Source organism: Sphingomonas sp. S6, assembly GCF_043498045.1.
In the GTDB taxonomy this organism is placed as follows: domain Bacteria; phylum Pseudomonadota; class Alphaproteobacteria; order Sphingomonadales; family Sphingomonadaceae; genus Sphingomonas.
In genome coordinates, this window is sequence record NZ_JBIEOE010000003.1 from 287,204 (window position 1) to 301,402 (window position 14,199).

The 14,199-nt window shown below is 69.0% G+C and carries 14 protein-coding genes; 4 read left to right on the plus strand and 10 right to left on the minus strand.

Annotation, left to right across the window (positions count from 1 at the left end; all coding sequences use genetic code 11):
• Positions 1 to 19 precede the first annotated feature (19 nt).
• From ACGVWT_RS06915 to ACGVWT_RS06930, 4 genes are all read right to left on the minus strand, one after another.
• On the minus strand, positions 20 to 1,495 hold the full coding sequence (locus ACGVWT_RS06915; protein ID WP_116461975.1) for a phytoene desaturase: 1,476 nt from the start codon (positions 1,493 to 1,495) through the stop codon (positions 20 to 22).
• A 16-nt stretch (positions 1,496 to 1,511) separates the two neighbouring features.
• On the minus strand, positions 1,512 to 2,678 hold the full coding sequence (gene crtY, locus ACGVWT_RS06920; RefSeq protein ID WP_315461875.1) for a lycopene beta-cyclase CrtY: 1,167 nt from the start codon (positions 2,676 to 2,678) through the stop codon (positions 1,512 to 1,514).
• A 366-nt stretch (positions 2,679 to 3,044) separates the two neighbouring features.
• Positions 3,045 to 3,356, minus strand: a complete 312-nt coding sequence (locus ACGVWT_RS06925; RefSeq protein WP_116461973.1) for a hypothetical protein — start codon at positions 3,354 to 3,356, stop codon at positions 3,045 to 3,047.
• Complete coding sequence (locus ACGVWT_RS06930; RefSeq protein ID WP_315461876.1) at positions 3,353 to 4,012, minus strand: acyloxyacyl hydrolase; 660 nt, start codon at positions 4,010 to 4,012, stop codon at positions 3,353 to 3,355. The genes ACGVWT_RS06925 and ACGVWT_RS06930 overlap by 4 nt, the downstream gene beginning before the upstream one ends.
• A gap of 84 nt (positions 4,013 to 4,096) precedes the next feature.
• Here ACGVWT_RS06930 and ACGVWT_RS06935 point away from each other — a divergent pair, with 84 nt between their 5' ends.
• The 3 genes from ACGVWT_RS06935 to ACGVWT_RS06945 are packed head-to-tail and all read left to right on the plus strand — an operon-like array spanning position 4,097 to position 5,588.
• On the plus strand, positions 4,097 to 4,726 hold the full coding sequence (locus ACGVWT_RS06935; protein ID WP_315471937.1) for a hypothetical protein: 630 nt from the start codon (positions 4,097 to 4,099) through the stop codon (positions 4,724 to 4,726).
• Positions 4,726 to 5,358 (plus strand): hypothetical protein, encoded by a 633-nt coding sequence (locus ACGVWT_RS06940; RefSeq protein ID WP_315461878.1) that lies wholly within the window; start codon positions 4,726 to 4,728, stop codon positions 5,356 to 5,358. Before ACGVWT_RS06935 ends, ACGVWT_RS06940 begins: the two co-directional genes overlap by 1 nt.
• The gene (locus ACGVWT_RS06945) at positions 5,358 to 5,588 is read left to right on the plus strand and encodes a helix-turn-helix transcriptional regulator (RefSeq protein ID WP_017977498.1); all 231 of its coding nucleotides are present in this window, start codon (positions 5,358 to 5,360) and stop codon (positions 5,586 to 5,588) included. Before ACGVWT_RS06940 ends, ACGVWT_RS06945 begins: the two co-directional genes overlap by 1 nt.
• Here ACGVWT_RS06945 and ACGVWT_RS06950 read toward each other — a convergent pair.
• Positions 5,549 to 6,442, minus strand: a complete 894-nt coding sequence (locus ACGVWT_RS06950) for a LysR family transcriptional regulator (RefSeq protein ID WP_315461879.1) — start codon at positions 6,440 to 6,442, stop codon at positions 5,549 to 5,551. The two genes, ACGVWT_RS06945 and ACGVWT_RS06950, sit on opposite strands and share 40 nt — an antisense overlap.
• 98 nt (positions 6,443 to 6,540) lie before the next feature.
• Between ACGVWT_RS06950 and bla the strand changes: the two genes are divergently transcribed.
• Entirely contained in the window at positions 6,541 to 7,392 is an 852-nt protein-coding gene (gene bla, locus ACGVWT_RS06955; RefSeq protein WP_315461880.1) for a subclass B3 metallo-beta-lactamase, read from the plus strand.
• A gap of 4 nt (positions 7,393 to 7,396) precedes the next feature.
• Here bla and ACGVWT_RS06960 read toward each other — a convergent pair whose 3' ends face one another.
• From ACGVWT_RS06960 to ACGVWT_RS06980, 5 genes are all read right to left on the minus strand, one after another.
• Positions 7,397 to 8,968, minus strand: coding sequence for an MFS transporter (locus ACGVWT_RS06960; protein ID WP_315461881.1), 1,572 nt, complete (start codon positions 8,966 to 8,968; stop codon positions 7,397 to 7,399).
• Positions 8,969 to 9,070: 102 nt separating this feature from the next.
• Positions 9,071 to 9,751, minus strand: a complete 681-nt coding sequence (locus ACGVWT_RS06965) for a hypothetical protein (protein ID WP_315461882.1) — start codon at positions 9,749 to 9,751, stop codon at positions 9,071 to 9,073.
• Positions 9,724 to 10,959: a TIGR04063 family PEP-CTERM/XrtA system glycosyltransferase gene (locus ACGVWT_RS06970; RefSeq protein ID WP_394425728.1), complete on the minus strand. Its 1,236-nt coding sequence runs from the start codon at positions 10,957 to 10,959 to the stop codon at positions 9,724 to 9,726. Before ACGVWT_RS06970 ends, ACGVWT_RS06965 begins: the two co-directional genes overlap by 28 nt.
• A 48-nt stretch (positions 10,960 to 11,007) precedes the next feature.
• Complete coding sequence (locus tag ACGVWT_RS06975; protein ID WP_315461884.1) at positions 11,008 to 12,156, minus strand: saccharopine dehydrogenase NADP-binding domain-containing protein; 1,149 nt, start codon at positions 12,154 to 12,156, stop codon at positions 11,008 to 11,010.
• Between the two features lie 255 nt (positions 12,157 to 12,411).
• Positions 12,412 to 14,196 carry an ABC transporter transmembrane domain-containing protein gene (locus ACGVWT_RS06980; RefSeq protein ID WP_394425731.1) on the minus strand — a complete coding sequence of 595 codons (1,785 nt, stop codon included), beginning with the start codon at positions 14,194 to 14,196 and terminating at the stop codon, positions 12,412 to 12,414.
• Positions 14,197 to 14,199 lie beyond the last annotated feature (3 nt).

Sequence of the window (14,199 nt, forward strand, 5' to 3'; positions counted from 1 at the left end):
GGGAGGGGAGAGATTACGCTTACCGACCCGACAGCATCAGCGCCGCGGTGGCCTTGGCGCTGCCGACGACGCCGGGGATGCCCGCGCCCGGGTGCGTGCCGGCACCGACGAAATAGAGGTTCGGGATATGGTCGTCGCGGTTGTGGACGCGGAAATAGGCGCTTTGCGTCAGGATCGGTTCGAGGCTGAAGGCGCTGCCGAGATGCGCGTTGAGGTCGGCGGCGAAGTCGCTCGGCGCGTAGCTGAACTTCGTCACGATCCGATCGTGGATGTCCGGGATCAGGCGGCGGCCGACCTCGTCGAGGATGCGCTTTTCGAGGATCGGGCCGATCTCGTTCCAGTCGACCGGGAATTTGCCCATGTGCGGCACGGGGGCGAGCGCGTAGAAGGTCGAGTGGCCCTCCGGCGCGAGGCTGGGGTCCGTGACGGTCGGGTGGTGGAGGTAGAGCGAGAAATCCTGGCTCAGCACGCCATGGTCGTAGATGTCCTCGAGCAGACCCTTATAACGCGGGCCGAACAGGATCATGTGGTGCGGAATGCCGGGCCACGCGCCCTTGATGCCGAAGTGAACGACGAACAGCGACGGCGAATAGCGCTTCTTTTCCAGCGCCGCCTTGGTGCGCTGGCCGCTGCGCGAAGTCTTCAGCAGATCGCGATAGGTGTGCATGATGTCGCTGTTCGCGGCGACGGCATCGGCCTGCATCGTCCAGCCGCTCTGCGTGGTGACGCCGGTCACCCGGTCGCCCAAAGTCTCGATCGCAGTGACGGGGTCGCCGAGGCGTAGCGTGCCGCCGATGCGTTCGAAATGCGCGACCATGCCGGCGACGAGGCGGTTGGTGCCGCCCCGCGCGAACCAGACGCCGCCGTCGCGCTCCAGCTTGTGGATCAGCGCGTAGATCGCGCTGGTCGTCATCGGATTGCCGCCGACCAGCAGCGTGTGGAAGGATAGCGCCTCGCGCAATTTCTCGTTCTTCACGAACTTCGACACGATCGAATAGACCGACCGCCATGCCTGGTATTTCGCCAGCGCCGGCGCCGCCTTCACCATCGACGCAAAGTCGAGGAAGGCGACATGGCCGAGCTTTTCATAGCCTTCGCGGTACACGCCCTCGGCATATTCGAGGAAGCGATGGTAGCCGGCGATGTCGGCGGGATCGAGCTTGCCGATCTCGCGCTGCAAGGCGGCTTCGTCGTTGGTGTAGTCGAAGTTCGTGCCGTCGGGCCAGTTGAGGCGGTAGAAAGGCGTCACCGGCTCCAAAGTGACGTCGCGCGCCATGTCGGCGCCGGTCAGTGCCCACAATTCCTGCAGACAGGCCGGATCGGTGATGACGGTCGGGCCGGCGTCGAAGGTGAAGCCGTCCTTTTCCCAATAATAGGCGCGGCCGCCCGGCCGATCGCGCGCTTCGACGATCGTCGTCGCGACCCCTGCCGATTGCAGCCGGATCGCCAGCGCCAGCCCGCCGAACCCCGATCCGATGACGATCGCCGACTTCATGTCCTATATCCCTGTCCTACCGCCATGCCGTCGACCGCAGCGCGTGCAGCGCGCGACCAACCGGCACCGGCGGTTTCCCTGTTACGATGCGAGCCTTGTCCCCGATGCTCGACCGCCCCGCATAGAAGCGGGTGATGAGCGCCGGGTCCAGACGGTAGAAGCGTTCGATGATGCGCCAGCGTTCCGCCGGATCGCCCGCACGGAACATCATCGTGTTGAGCATGCGGTAGAAGGCCCCGCGCCGCCAGTGTTCGCGCGCATGGGCATAGGCGAAGGTGGCGAGGCCCGCGCCGGACCAGTCGCCGCTGTCCGCCAGCGCGATGGCGAAGCGCACCGCGTCGGGCAGCGAATAGCCGGTCGCCGGCTGGAACAGGCCTGCGCGCATGCCCGCCTTGGCGATCCCCTTGCCGGTCGAGCGCCAATAGGCGTCGAAATCGCCACCCAAGGTGATCGGCAGCGACCCCGCCTCGCGCCGCACGACCTCTGCGCCCGCCCAGCCACGCGCCTGTGCATAATCGGCGATACGTGCGCGAAGGGCTGGCACGTCGAGACCGGGCGTGTCGCTGTAATAGGTGTCCTCGACAAACATCCGGTCGGGCGCGAAGGGCAGGCAATAGACGAAGCGATAGCCGTCGATCTGGTCGACGGTGGCGTCCATCACCCGCGGCCGCTCGATGCCGTGGGGTGCGGGGAGCGCCAGTTCGTGGCCGACGAACTTCTGCCAGCCCAATTCCAGCGTATCGAGGTCGCCGGGGCCGCGGCAGTCGATGACGCCGCCCGCCTCGATCCGGTCGCCGTCGCCCAGCACCACGGCGGTCGCGGACAGTGCCAGTACGCGCCGGCCGGTCATGATCGCCTGCGCCGGCAGCTTGGCGCGCAGCACGGCGTCGAACCGTTCGCTGGTGATCGAATAATAGGTCGCGTCGACATCACGCGTCAGATTTGGGAAGACTACGTCATAGCCGCGCCAGCCATGCACCACCATGTCCTGCACCAGCGCGCGATGGGCCTGGGCGACGTCGCTGCCGAAGAACGACCAGACGTGATCGCCGCCCAGCGTCGAGCCGCTTTCGACGATGCGCACGTCGCATGAGGGCGCGCGCGCCTTCACCCCCAGCGCGATCAGGCCACCGGCCAGCCCACCCCCGACGATCGCCAGGTCGCAACGGATCGTCGTGCCCATGGATGAGCGCGTAGCCGAAAGACGGGGGGGAGAGAACCCGGGTTCGGGGCGGAACTGTTGGTTCGATGAGGCGCGCGATCGGACGGCGCGCGGCGAGGCTTGCCACCTCCGGTTCGTCATTCACGCGAAGGCGGGAATCCATAACCTCTGACGTTTCCGCTGGAGGCGTGACGGCAGCGCGTCTGGATTCCCGCCTTCGCGGGAATGACGATGAGAGGAAGGCGGCAATGGCCCCACTCACGCCGTCACCCCTGACGTGTTCCAGGGTCCACCGGGTCGCAGAGGGACGGCAAGAGGCTCGAAACATCCCCCCGTCACCCCGGAACACGTCCGGGGTGACGGGGGGCAGAACGACGGGCCTGCGCATCACCCGGCAGGCGCCGCCTCACCATCAATCAGCCGCTTCCATACCGGCGTCATGCATGCCGTCACCGCCGCGCTCGTCCGTGCTACCGGCGCGCAGGCGAGCAGGCCTGCGCACATCCCCGCATCCAGTGCGGCATCGCCGCTGCGCCGTTTGAAGACGCAGCGTATGTCGCCGGTGCGGCGGTCGGTCTTGGTCACGATCCGCAGCCGTCTCGCCGCTTGGCGCCGTCCGGTCACCACGATATCCTCCGCCGACGGCTCCGCGACGGGCGTTACCGCCTGCACCGACAGCAGCAGCGCGAGCGCGATCACCGGCCCAGCGCCCGCACCAGCCGGATGCCGACATTGTCGATCCCCGGATTGACGTCCGAAAACAGCCGCCGGTGGCTGAAATGCTCCCAGGTCGCCTCGACCGCCCAGCGCCGGTCGATCCGCACGCCGATCGAGGCATTGGGGTTGAACAGCACGCGCGATCCGAAGCCGGTGCGGCTTTGATATATCTCGTAACGGCGCCATGCCTCGGCGCTGTCCAGGCCGGGCAGGAAGGGGTTGGGCAGGTAGCGATAGCCATCGTGGATCGTCACGCCGATGCCGATCTGCGCGTAGACACGGCCCTTAAAGGCATGCTGCCGCCATTCCGCGCCGAGGCTGGCGAAGCTCGTCTTGCCCGCGGTGTTGATCTGCGCCTTGGCGGTCAACCGCGGTTTGAGCACCCAGCGGATCGGCAGCATCTTGGTGCGATAGACGAGCTGGATATCGGTGGTGCCATGCTCTTCCATGCCCTCATACACCTCGCCCGGCCCTAGCGCGGGGAAGGTCAGCTGGCTGCCCAGCGGATGGAAGTTCGCGCCGTGCCGCAGCACGCCGATCGCCACTTCGGGCGCATGCATCGTTAAATCCTGCGCCATGGCCGGCATCGGGCCAAGCAGCATCGTGGCGCCCAACAGGCGCATCATCCCGGTCTTCATGGCGTGTGTCCCCTTCGTGCGGCTGTCGACCAGCCGGCCTCATTCGTGTATGAAGCTAAGAAATTTCTGTCAAACAGAAAGAATATGATGAAGGACGGATATTGGCTGCCGCCGCGCAAGGCGTGGCTCTGCCGGCTTGCGGGGTTGGCGTTTCTGATCGGCGCCGCGGTGATGCTGCCGGTGATCGCCTTTGCCGGGCTGACGCCGGGCGCGTCGCCGGGATGCGGCGGCGGCTACGGCTGCGTGTGGGGGGCGCGGCCGGTCACGCTGATCGACAGCGACGAGCGACTGCGCGTGGAGGCGTCGCCCGCCGCGCTGAAGGCGTTGAACGCCTTTGCCGCGCAGGGCCGGGTGCGCTGGGGCCTTGCGGGGATCGAGGCGATCGACGCTTTGCCCTTTGCCGCGTTGCTGTTCAGCGTCGGCGTGGCCCTGCGCCGCCTCGGTGGACGCGGTGCCGATCCGTTGCAGCGGGCATTGCTGTGGCTGCGCCGCGCCTCGATCGCCGCCATCGTCTGGACGCTCGCCCATGCGGTGTATCAGACCGCACTCGAATCGTGGCTGTCGCCCGGCACGCCGGCCGGACCGACCCTGTACACGAACATTTACCTCGCCGACATCGCTACCGGGCTGCTGCTCGCCATCGCCGCCTATGCCGCGATCTGGGCGATAGAAGCAGGGTTGCGCGCGCAACGCGATCTGGACGATTTCGTCTGATGCGCCCGCCGCTCGACCCCCGCACCCGAATCGCCCGCAAGGCGCGCCGCTGCCGACTGGCGGGCGTTCTGTTCCTCGCGATCGCAGCGCTCGCGGCGGCGACGATCCCGCTGGCCGGTCTCTGGCCGGCGCCGCGCATCCATTGCGGCGAACAAGGATGTAGTCGGACATCGGCCCCGGCAGAGCTGTTCGACACGGAGGATGCCGCCCGCCTGTCCCGCTCTCCCGCCGACCTCCGCCGCCTCGACGCCTATGTCGCCCGGGGCCCCGTCCGGCTGGCGTTGGCGGGAATCGAATTGATCGACGTCGGCCCGTTCGCCATCCTGATGGCCGCGGTCGGACTCGCGCTGCGCCGGCTCGGCGGGCCGCCGACCGATGCCTTCGCCCGGGCGCTGCCGTGGCTGCGCCGTGCGACGATCGCCGCGATCCTGTGGGCGATCGCACAGCCGCTGTCCGACGCGCTGCGCCAGATGCTGCTGTACCGGGGCACCTCTTGGGGGCCGCACTGGATTTTGCCCCTCGACGTCAATGCGATCGTGCCGCCGCTGCTGCTCGCCATCGCCGCCTATGCCACGGTCGGCGCGCTCGAATCGGGATTGCAGGCGCAGCGCGATCTGGACGATTTCGTCTGATGCCGGTCATCGTCAACCTCGACGTCATGCTCGCGCGCCGCAAGGTGCGGTCGAAGGAGCTTGCCGAAGCGATCGGCATCACCGAATCAAACCTGTCGCTGCTGAAGTCGGGCCGGGTGAAGGGCGTGCGCTTCGGCACGCTCGCCGCGATCTGCCGCTATCTGGAGTGCGAGCCGGGCGACATCCTGGGCTACGAGCCGTCGGACGACGACCTGAAGGCGGCGGACTGATCGAGCAGCCAGCGACGGAACGCCTGCATCGCCGGGCCTTCCTTGCGCGACAGCAGGCGGGTCAGCCAGTAGCGGCCGGCGTCGACCTCGATGGCGAAGGGCTGGACCAGGCGTTCGCTGGCGAGATCGCGCAGGCACATCGCGCGCGGGGCGAGCGCCACCCCCAGCCCCGCCGCCGCCGCGCCCGCCATCAGCGCCGAACTGTCGAACATCGGCCCGCGCAACGGCGGCGTGGCGGCGCCCGCCGCGGCGAACCACAGGCCCCATTCGCTGGGGCGATAGGAGCGCAGCAGCCGCTCGCGCGCCAGATCGGCCGGGCTGCTCAGCCGCGCCGCGACGGAGGGCGCGCACAACGGGGTCAGCGGCGCGTCGAGCACGGGCTCCGCCGCCGTACCATGCCACGCGCCGTCGCCGAAGCGGATCGCATAATCCAGGCCCTCGCCCGCCAGATCGACGCGGTTGTTGTTGATCGCGAGGCGCAGGTCGATGTGCGGATGCGTCGCGTCGAAATCGTCGATTCGCGCGATCAGCCAGCCGGTGGCGAAGGTGCCGACCACGCCGACGTGCAGCGGGTGGCGGAAGCGCCCGTCGGCATAGCCGTCCAGCGTCGCGCCAATCCGGTCGAACGTCTCGGCGAGCACCGGCACCAAGGCATGGCCGTCATCGGTCAGTGCGAGTCCGCGCGGCAACCGGTGGAACAGCCGCGTGCCGAGCCGGCGTTCGAGCTGCGCGACCTGGTGGCTGACCGCGCCCTGGCTGACGCACAATTCGATCGCTGCTCGGGTGAAGTTGAGATGCCGCGCCGCCGCCTCGAAGGCACGGAGCGCATTGAGGGGTAATTGAGCGCGGTCCATGAACCGAGGCATGAGGCGAATTCATGCCTGTGTCGAGAGAAGATGGTTTGTTGGCGGCCCCAGCACCGAGGCATTCTGCGCGGCGAAGGAGACCGCCGATGCTCGTTACCTTGTTTGCGGCCATGCTTGCCGCCGTTTCCCCGACCGCGGACGATCCGCTGACCCGTCCGCTCGCGGTCGAACAGGCGAAAGACTGGCTGCGCCCCGCCCCGCCGGTGCGGGTGTTCGGCAAGACCTATCTTGTGGGCTTCGGCGGGCTCAGCGTCGCGCTGATGGATACCGGCGACGGCCTGATCCTGATCGACGGGGCATTGCCGCAGGCCGAGCCGGCGATCCTCGCCAATGTCCGTAAACTGGGTTTCGACCCGCGGCGCATCCGCTACATCCTCAGCACCGAACCGCATTTCGACCACGCCGGTGGCCTCGCCGCACTGGCGCGCGATACCGGTGCGACGGTGGTCGCCAGTGCGCGCGGGGCGGAGGGACTGCGCAGCGGTCGGCTGGCCGCTGACGATCCGCAGCGCGGCTATGACAGTCGCTTTCCCGCGGTGCCGGCGGTGCGCACGATCCGCGATGGCGAGACGCTGCGGTTGGGCGATACGGTCGTTACCGCGCGGGCGACGCCGGGGCATACGATGGGCAGCATGAGCTGGAGCTGGCGTGCGTGCGAGGGGCGGGCGTGCAAGACCATCGTCTTCGCGAGCAGCCTCAACCCCGTGTCCGCGCCCGGCTATCGGTTCAGCGCGCCCGCCGCGCGGCCGGTGCTCGCGGCCTTTCGCCGTGGGCAGGCGGCGATGGCGGCGCTGCCGTGCGACCTGCTGATCACCGCGCATGCCGATCAGGACGATGCGACCGATCGCTTCCGCACCGCGCCCGGTGCCTGCCGTGCCTATGCCCGCGCGTCGGCGGTGAAGGTCGCCAAGCGGTTGCGAGACGAGCGGGTGCGCTAGGCGATCAGATCGGCTCCCCCGCCGCCCGCGCGCGCGCTTCGCGTGACGCTTCGGCGGCGGGGACAAGGCGATAGGCGGCGATCGCGCAGGTAAGCGTCACCGGCATGATCGCGAGCAGCGACAGCATGCCGACCGACAGGCTGCCCGACAGCGTCGAGATGCGGCCCGCCAGATACGGCCCCATCGCAAGGCCCATCAGCGTCGTGCCGATGAAGAAGGTCGCGGTCGCGGTGCCACGCATGCGGGGCAGCACCAGATCCTGCGTCGTCGCCGCCGCCGATCCCAACGCGCCGCTGGCGGTGAGGCCCGACAGGAACAGGCAGGGATAGAAGACCCAGACGCTGGAGGCGGTAAAGGCACCGATCAGGAACGGAATCGGCACGGTCGCGCCGAAGATCACGACGATCAGCCGCCCGGCGGGATCGGTACGGCGCAGACGGTCGGCCACGATGCCGCCGATGGTCAGCCCCAGGAACCCGGCCAGCGCGCCGCTGCTGCCGAGCAACAGGCCGGCTCGGGCCGGCGTCTCGCCCAAGGTGCGCAGCACATAAGGCGCCGCCCAGAAGCTGGCGGCGTAGCTGAGGAAGGAATTGAGACCGTAGGCGACGACGGTGCAGAGGAAGGCCGGCGTGCCGACAATCAGCGCGAATGTCGCGGGATCGCGGCGCTTGAGCGCGCAGGCCCAGGAGAAGACCGCATAGACGCCGATCCCGATCGCCAGCCATTGCGGCTTGGGTTCGCCGATGCCGATCAGGAAGGCGACGACCGCCACCACCGCGGCAAGACCGGTGAGATTGATGAGAAATGCCCGCGTGCCGCCGCGTGCCGCGCCGATCAGCGTGAGCGGCGGAATGATCGTGAGCAGTTCCTGGAAGAAGGCGCGGAAGGGGGCGGGATGCTTGTCCGGTTCGGGCAGCCCCTCGACCAGCCCGCGGATCGGTTCGCGGATCGTCGCGACCCACAGCGCCACGATCAGGCCGGGAATACCGACCGCAAGGAACGCCGCCTGCCACCCGACGAGACCCAAAGGCCCGCCGCCGGGATAGGCGCGGTTCCAGCCCTGGACGATCAGTCCGCCGATGAACAGCGATACGCCGCCGCCGACGTACAGGCCCGCCGAATAGATCGACAAGGCCGTCGCGCGCAGCCGCTTGGGGAAATAGTCGGAAATCAGCGAATAAGCGGCGGGACTCGCGGTCGCCTCGCCGATCCCGACGCCGATGCGCGCCGCGGCGAGCTGGCCACCGGTGCGCGAAAAGCCGGACAATGCAGTCATCGTCGACCAGAGCGCGAGGCCGACGGTCATGAGCCGCACGCGATGCCAGCTGTCCGCCAGGCGGCCAAGCGGAATGCCGAACAGCGCGTAGAACACCCCGAAGGCGGTGCCATAGAGGAAGCCGAGATCTTCGTCCTTCAGGTTCAGGTCGCGCTTGATGTCCTCTGCCAGGATCGAGATCACCTGCCGGTCAACAAAATTGAGGACATAGACGACGAACAGGATGGCAAGCACATACCAGGCGTAGCGCGGCGCGGGCGCCTGCGCCGCCACGTTCCCGGACGCGGTGGGACCAGCCATCGACCTCTCCTTCGATTTTTTCGAAGGCTAACAGAGGTTCCGGGGTCCGATAACCCCAAAAGCGATACCCGATATTCTAAAGTGTGTCTGGCGGTGTGCGCCTCACCGCTTCGGACGGCGACGCGTGACACGCTCCAGCCGATCGATCAGCGATTCGATCGTCGGCGGGGCGGCGGGGGCAGAGGGCTCCTCGGCGGCCAACTTGGTGGGCACGCGCAACGGCGGCACGGGGCGCACCGGCGTCAACGGCACGGACGGCAGTGCGCCGGGGTGGAAGGCGGCGAGCGGCAAATCGAGGTCCGCCGGAATCGGCTGTTCGACCGGCGGCGGGGGTGCCGGGCTGATGACAGGGCGCGCAAAAACGGCGTCGTCGTCATCCTCCAGATCCGCAGCCGACAGCGGGCGACGCGCGGGAGCGTCGGGGTGCGCGTCGGCGCGACGCAGGACGGGGACGCCATCGCTGGAAGCGGCGCGCGGTGCGAGCAGGCCACCCGGGCCGAACAGCAGGAACAGCGCCGACCAGGCGACCGCACCGGCCAGCGCGCCACCGGCCAGCGCCAGTACGGCGCGCGCGGTCGCGCCCAATGGCGGTTCCGCCGCGCCGATCAGCGACGGCAGGCCGCTGCGCCATACCCAATCCTCCAGCACGCTGGCAGGTAATGCGACGAACAGCCCGGCGACGGCCAGCGCGGCCACCGCGCCACCCACGGGGGCGATCCAGTGCATCATCGCGGCGCGCGACGGCATGGTCTGGGTCATAGGCTGGCCGGGGAATGCTGGCATGCTGTGTCCATCAGCGCGGCCGACGTGAGCCGCTGGTAAACGGGATCGTAACGACGAATGTTTGACGACCAGTTACGCTCCGCCTCGACGAATGCGCGCCCGCGGGCGCGTCGCGCGTCCCAGCCGCTGCGGTCGGCGAGCAGGCCGGCGAGCGCGGTGGCGATGGCGGCGGGATCGTCGGGGGCGAAGAGCGTGCCGGTGTCGCCGTCACGGATCAATTCGCGATGGCCGCCGACGTCGGACGCGGCGACCAGCTTGCCTTGCGCCATCGCCTCCAGGGGTTTGAGCGGCGTGACGAGATCGGTGAGGCGCATGCGCTTGCGCGGATAGGCGAGCACGTCGACGAGCGCGTAATAGCGCTCCACCTCGGTATGCGGTACGCGGCCGACGAAGCGGATCGCGTCCGCTGCCGGCGATGCCGCCGCCTGCGCGCGCAACGCCGCCTCCATCGGGCCGCCGCCGACGAGCAGCAGCCGCGCCTTGGGCCGAGCGGCAACCAGCGCCGGCATGGCGGCGATCAGATCGTCCAACCCCTCGTAATCGTAGAAGCTGCCGATGAAGCCGATCGTCTCGGCATCCTCCAGCCCCAAGGATGCGGCGAGCGCGGGATCGCGTGCGACCGGTTCGCCGAACAGCGTCAGGTCGACGCCGTTGGGCGAGACGACGATCTTGTCCGCCGCCACGCCGCGCGCGATCAGGTCACCACGCAGGCCGTCGCAGATCACGGCCACCGCATCGGCGCGCTGCACCGCCCAGCTCTCCATCGCCCGGGTAACGCGATATTTGGCCGACCCTTCGGTGCCCGTCCCGTTGCCGACCGCCGCATCCTCCCAAAAGGCGCGGATTTCGTAGACCAGCGGCAGGCCGCGTGCGCGCGCAACGCGCAACGCCGCGATCGCATCGAGCACGGGCGAATGGGCGTGGAGGATATCGGGGCGAAAGGCGTCGACCGCCGCATCGATCCGCCGGGCAAAGGCGGCAAGGCCGGCGACCTCGCCCAGCACGCCACCCTTTCGCGTTGCCTGGGTGCGATAAAAGGTCAGGCCATCGACCGATTCGACCGCGTCCGGCGCAACGCCGTGGCGTGGGCCGGTGACGGCGGCGACGTGCCAGCCGCGCGCCTCCTGCGCCTTCAGGATTGCGCGCGTGCGGAACGTATAGCCGCTTTGCAAGGGCAGTCCGTGGTCGAGGACATGGAGAATCCGCATGACCCAAGCCCTTGCACCCGCAGTGCTTAATGCCGCGTCAACCGCAGCCTAGCCGGCGGTAAAGGTCAGCCCCGCCTTGTCCTGCAAGCGATCGCGCAATCCGGTGCCGAGCAATGCGCCCGGCGTCCAGATGCCGCCCGCCCCCTCCGTCTCGATCAAACAGCGCGCGGTTTCGGCGATCATCTTGCTGGTCGAGCCGTAACCGGGATCGCGATCGCCGGTGACCACCGCGTCGAACCGTGCGCCATCGGGCATCAGGCCGACGAACAGCAGGTCGTAATGGCCGCTGTCGCGCTCCTCCTTGCTGGGGCCTTCGCCGGGCTTGGGGCCCTTGTCACCGGCGAGCGGGTTGAGCTTGGCGATCGCCTCCGCCGCGGCCTTGCCCATCTCGCCGAGCCCTGCGACCATCATCTCGTCATACACGAAGTCGGTGCCGTAGCGGTGGCCGAGCAGATAGTTGGTGCGGTGGACGTTCTTGGTGTTGATCGCCGCCATGATGAACGGTGCGACCCAGGTGTTGAGCGTCGCGTCGAATTCGGGGAGCATGCCGGTCGGCTGATGCGGGCCGCTGAAGCCGGGCGTCAGCGCGAACGGGCTGGTGAGCAGCGCGACGATCGACGGATCGCGCGCCGCGGCGGCGAGCGTCGCCTTCAGGCTGGCGGCGGTGCCACCCGAAAAGCCGCCCTTCATCGCGCGCACCCGGCCCTTCACCCGCGGCGCGGGCATGCCGTATTTGGCGCGCGCGCATTCCTGCAACGTCAGCACGCCGAGGTCGAAGGGGATCGAATCGAAGCCGCAGGAAAAGACGATGCGGGCACCGGTGCGCTGCGCCTCGGCATGATGCGCGTCGATCATGTGGCGCATCCACGCCGGCTCGCCGCACAGGTCGACATAGGCGGTGCCCGCAGCGACGCAGGCGGCGATCAGCGGGGCGCCGTAGAGCTGGTACGGGCCGACGGTGGTCAGCACGACCTCGGTCGATTCGGCCATCGCCTTCAGCGAGGCGGGATTGTCGGCATCGGCGACGACCATCGGCGTATCGGCAGGCGCGCCGATCAGGTCGCGCACCTCCTCCAGCTTGGCACGGCTGCGGCCCGCCATCGCCCAGCGGGTGACGCCCTGTTGGCTGAGATATTCGGCGACGAGACGCCCGGTGAAGCCGGTGGCGCCATAGACGATGATGTCGAAGTCGCGCATTGCCCTCTCCCGTTGCTTGACGTTCACGTCATGCGCTTTGGGGGACGTGGGGGCAAGGGGGTGGCCCTTTTCCCCTCTCCTTCGTCATCCCGGCCTGCGCCGGGATGGCGAGGGAGAGTGGGGCGCCCCTACCCTGCCCGTCATTCCCGCGAAGGCGGGAATCCAGAGCCGCTACCGGTGCGGCTCAAGCGGGACCTGCGCGTCTGGATTCCCGCCTTCGCGGGAATGACGGATGTGTGCGTGGGGGGGCGCCCCTTACGCCGCTTCGTTGAACTGCAACCGGGCGAGTCGCGCGTACAGCCCGCCGCGTTCGATCAGGCTGGCGTGAGTGCCGTCCTCGACGATGCGGCCCTGGTCCATCACCACGATCCGCTGTGCGGCGCGGACCGTCGCCAGCCGGTGCGCGATGACCAGCGTCGTGCGGTTCTGCATCAGCCGTTCGAGCGCCTGCTGCACCAGCCGTTCGCTGGCGGCATCGAGCGCACTGGTCGCCTCGTCGAGCAGCAGGATCGGCGCGTCGCGCAGCAGGGCGCGGGCGATCGTCACCCGCTGGCGCTGGCCGCCCGACAGACGCGCGCCGCCCTCGCCCAGGTGGGTGTCGAGCCCCTGCGGCAGCGTGCGCAGGAATTCGGCGGCGTTGGCCGCCTCCGCCGCGGCCCAGAGTTCGTCGTCACTCGCCTCCCACCGGCCATAGCGCAGATTGTCGCGCGCGCTGGCACCGAAGATCACCGCATCCTGCGGCACCATCGCCATCTGCGCCCGCACCGCGGCGGGGTCCGCCTCGCGCAGATCGACGCCGTCGAGCAGCACGCGGCCCGCGGCGGGATCGTAGAAGCGTTCGGCTAGCTGGAACAGCGTCGACTTGCCGGCGCCCGAGGGGCCGACCACCGCGACCGTTTCGCCCGGGCGGATGGTCAGCGTCAGGTCGTCGATCGCCGCTGCATCGGGGCGCGTGGGATAATGGAAGCGCACGCCTTCGAACGCGAGCGCCCCCGCCACCGGCACGGGCAAGGGGATCGGAGCGGCGGGCCGGGCGATCTCCGGCGTTTCGCGCAGCAGTTCGGCGATACGGCTTGCCGCGCCGGCGCCGCGCAGCAGGTCGCCATAGACTTCGGTCAGCGCGCCGAACGCGCCCGCAACGATGCCGCCCGTCACCACGAAGGCGAACATGCCGCCGCCCGACAGGCGCCCAGCGGTGACGTCGGCGACGCCCTCCCACACGACCAGCACGATCGACCCGAAGACGAGGCCAATCATGATCGCGGTCATCGCGGCGCGCAGCGCGATGCGGCGCTTCGCCGCGGCGAAGGTCGCGTCCACCGCCGCGCCGAACCGCGCCGCCTCGCGCGATTCCTGACCGAACGCCTGGACGATCTTCATCGCGCCCAGCGTCTCGGTCACCAGCGCGCCGACATCGGCGATCCGGTCCTGCGAGGTGCGCGAATGCGCGCGGATGCGCCGACCGAAGATGGTGATGGGCAGCACCACCAGCGGGATGCCGAGCAGCAGCATGCCGGCAAGCTTGGGCGACAGCACGAACAGATAGACCATGCCGCCGATGCCGGTCGCGGTGTTGCGCAACGCGATCGACACGGTGGTGCCGACGACCGTCTCGATGAGCGTCGTATCGGAGGTGAGACGCGAGGCGATTTCCGACGGGCGGTTTTCCTCGAAGAAGCGCGGCGTCAGCGCCAGCAGGTGCGCCTGCACCTTCAGCCGGAGGTCGGCGACGGCGCGCTCGCCCAGCCACGACACATGGTAGAAGCGGATCGCCGTCGCCACCGCGAGTACTGCGACGATCATGAGCAGGTAATGGAAGGACGCATCCACCGTCCCCTGCCCGCCCGCGACGAAGCCGCGGTCGATCACCCGCTTGAAGCCATAGGGGATGCCGATCGTTGCCGCCGAGGTGGTGGCGAGCGCGGCCAGCGCGATGGCGATGTGCCGGGGATAGCGCAGCGCGATATCCCATACGAGGCAAAGGTCGCCGAGCCGGCCCTTGCCGGCGGCGGGAGTGGGGGAAACGGGGGAACGCGCCATCGC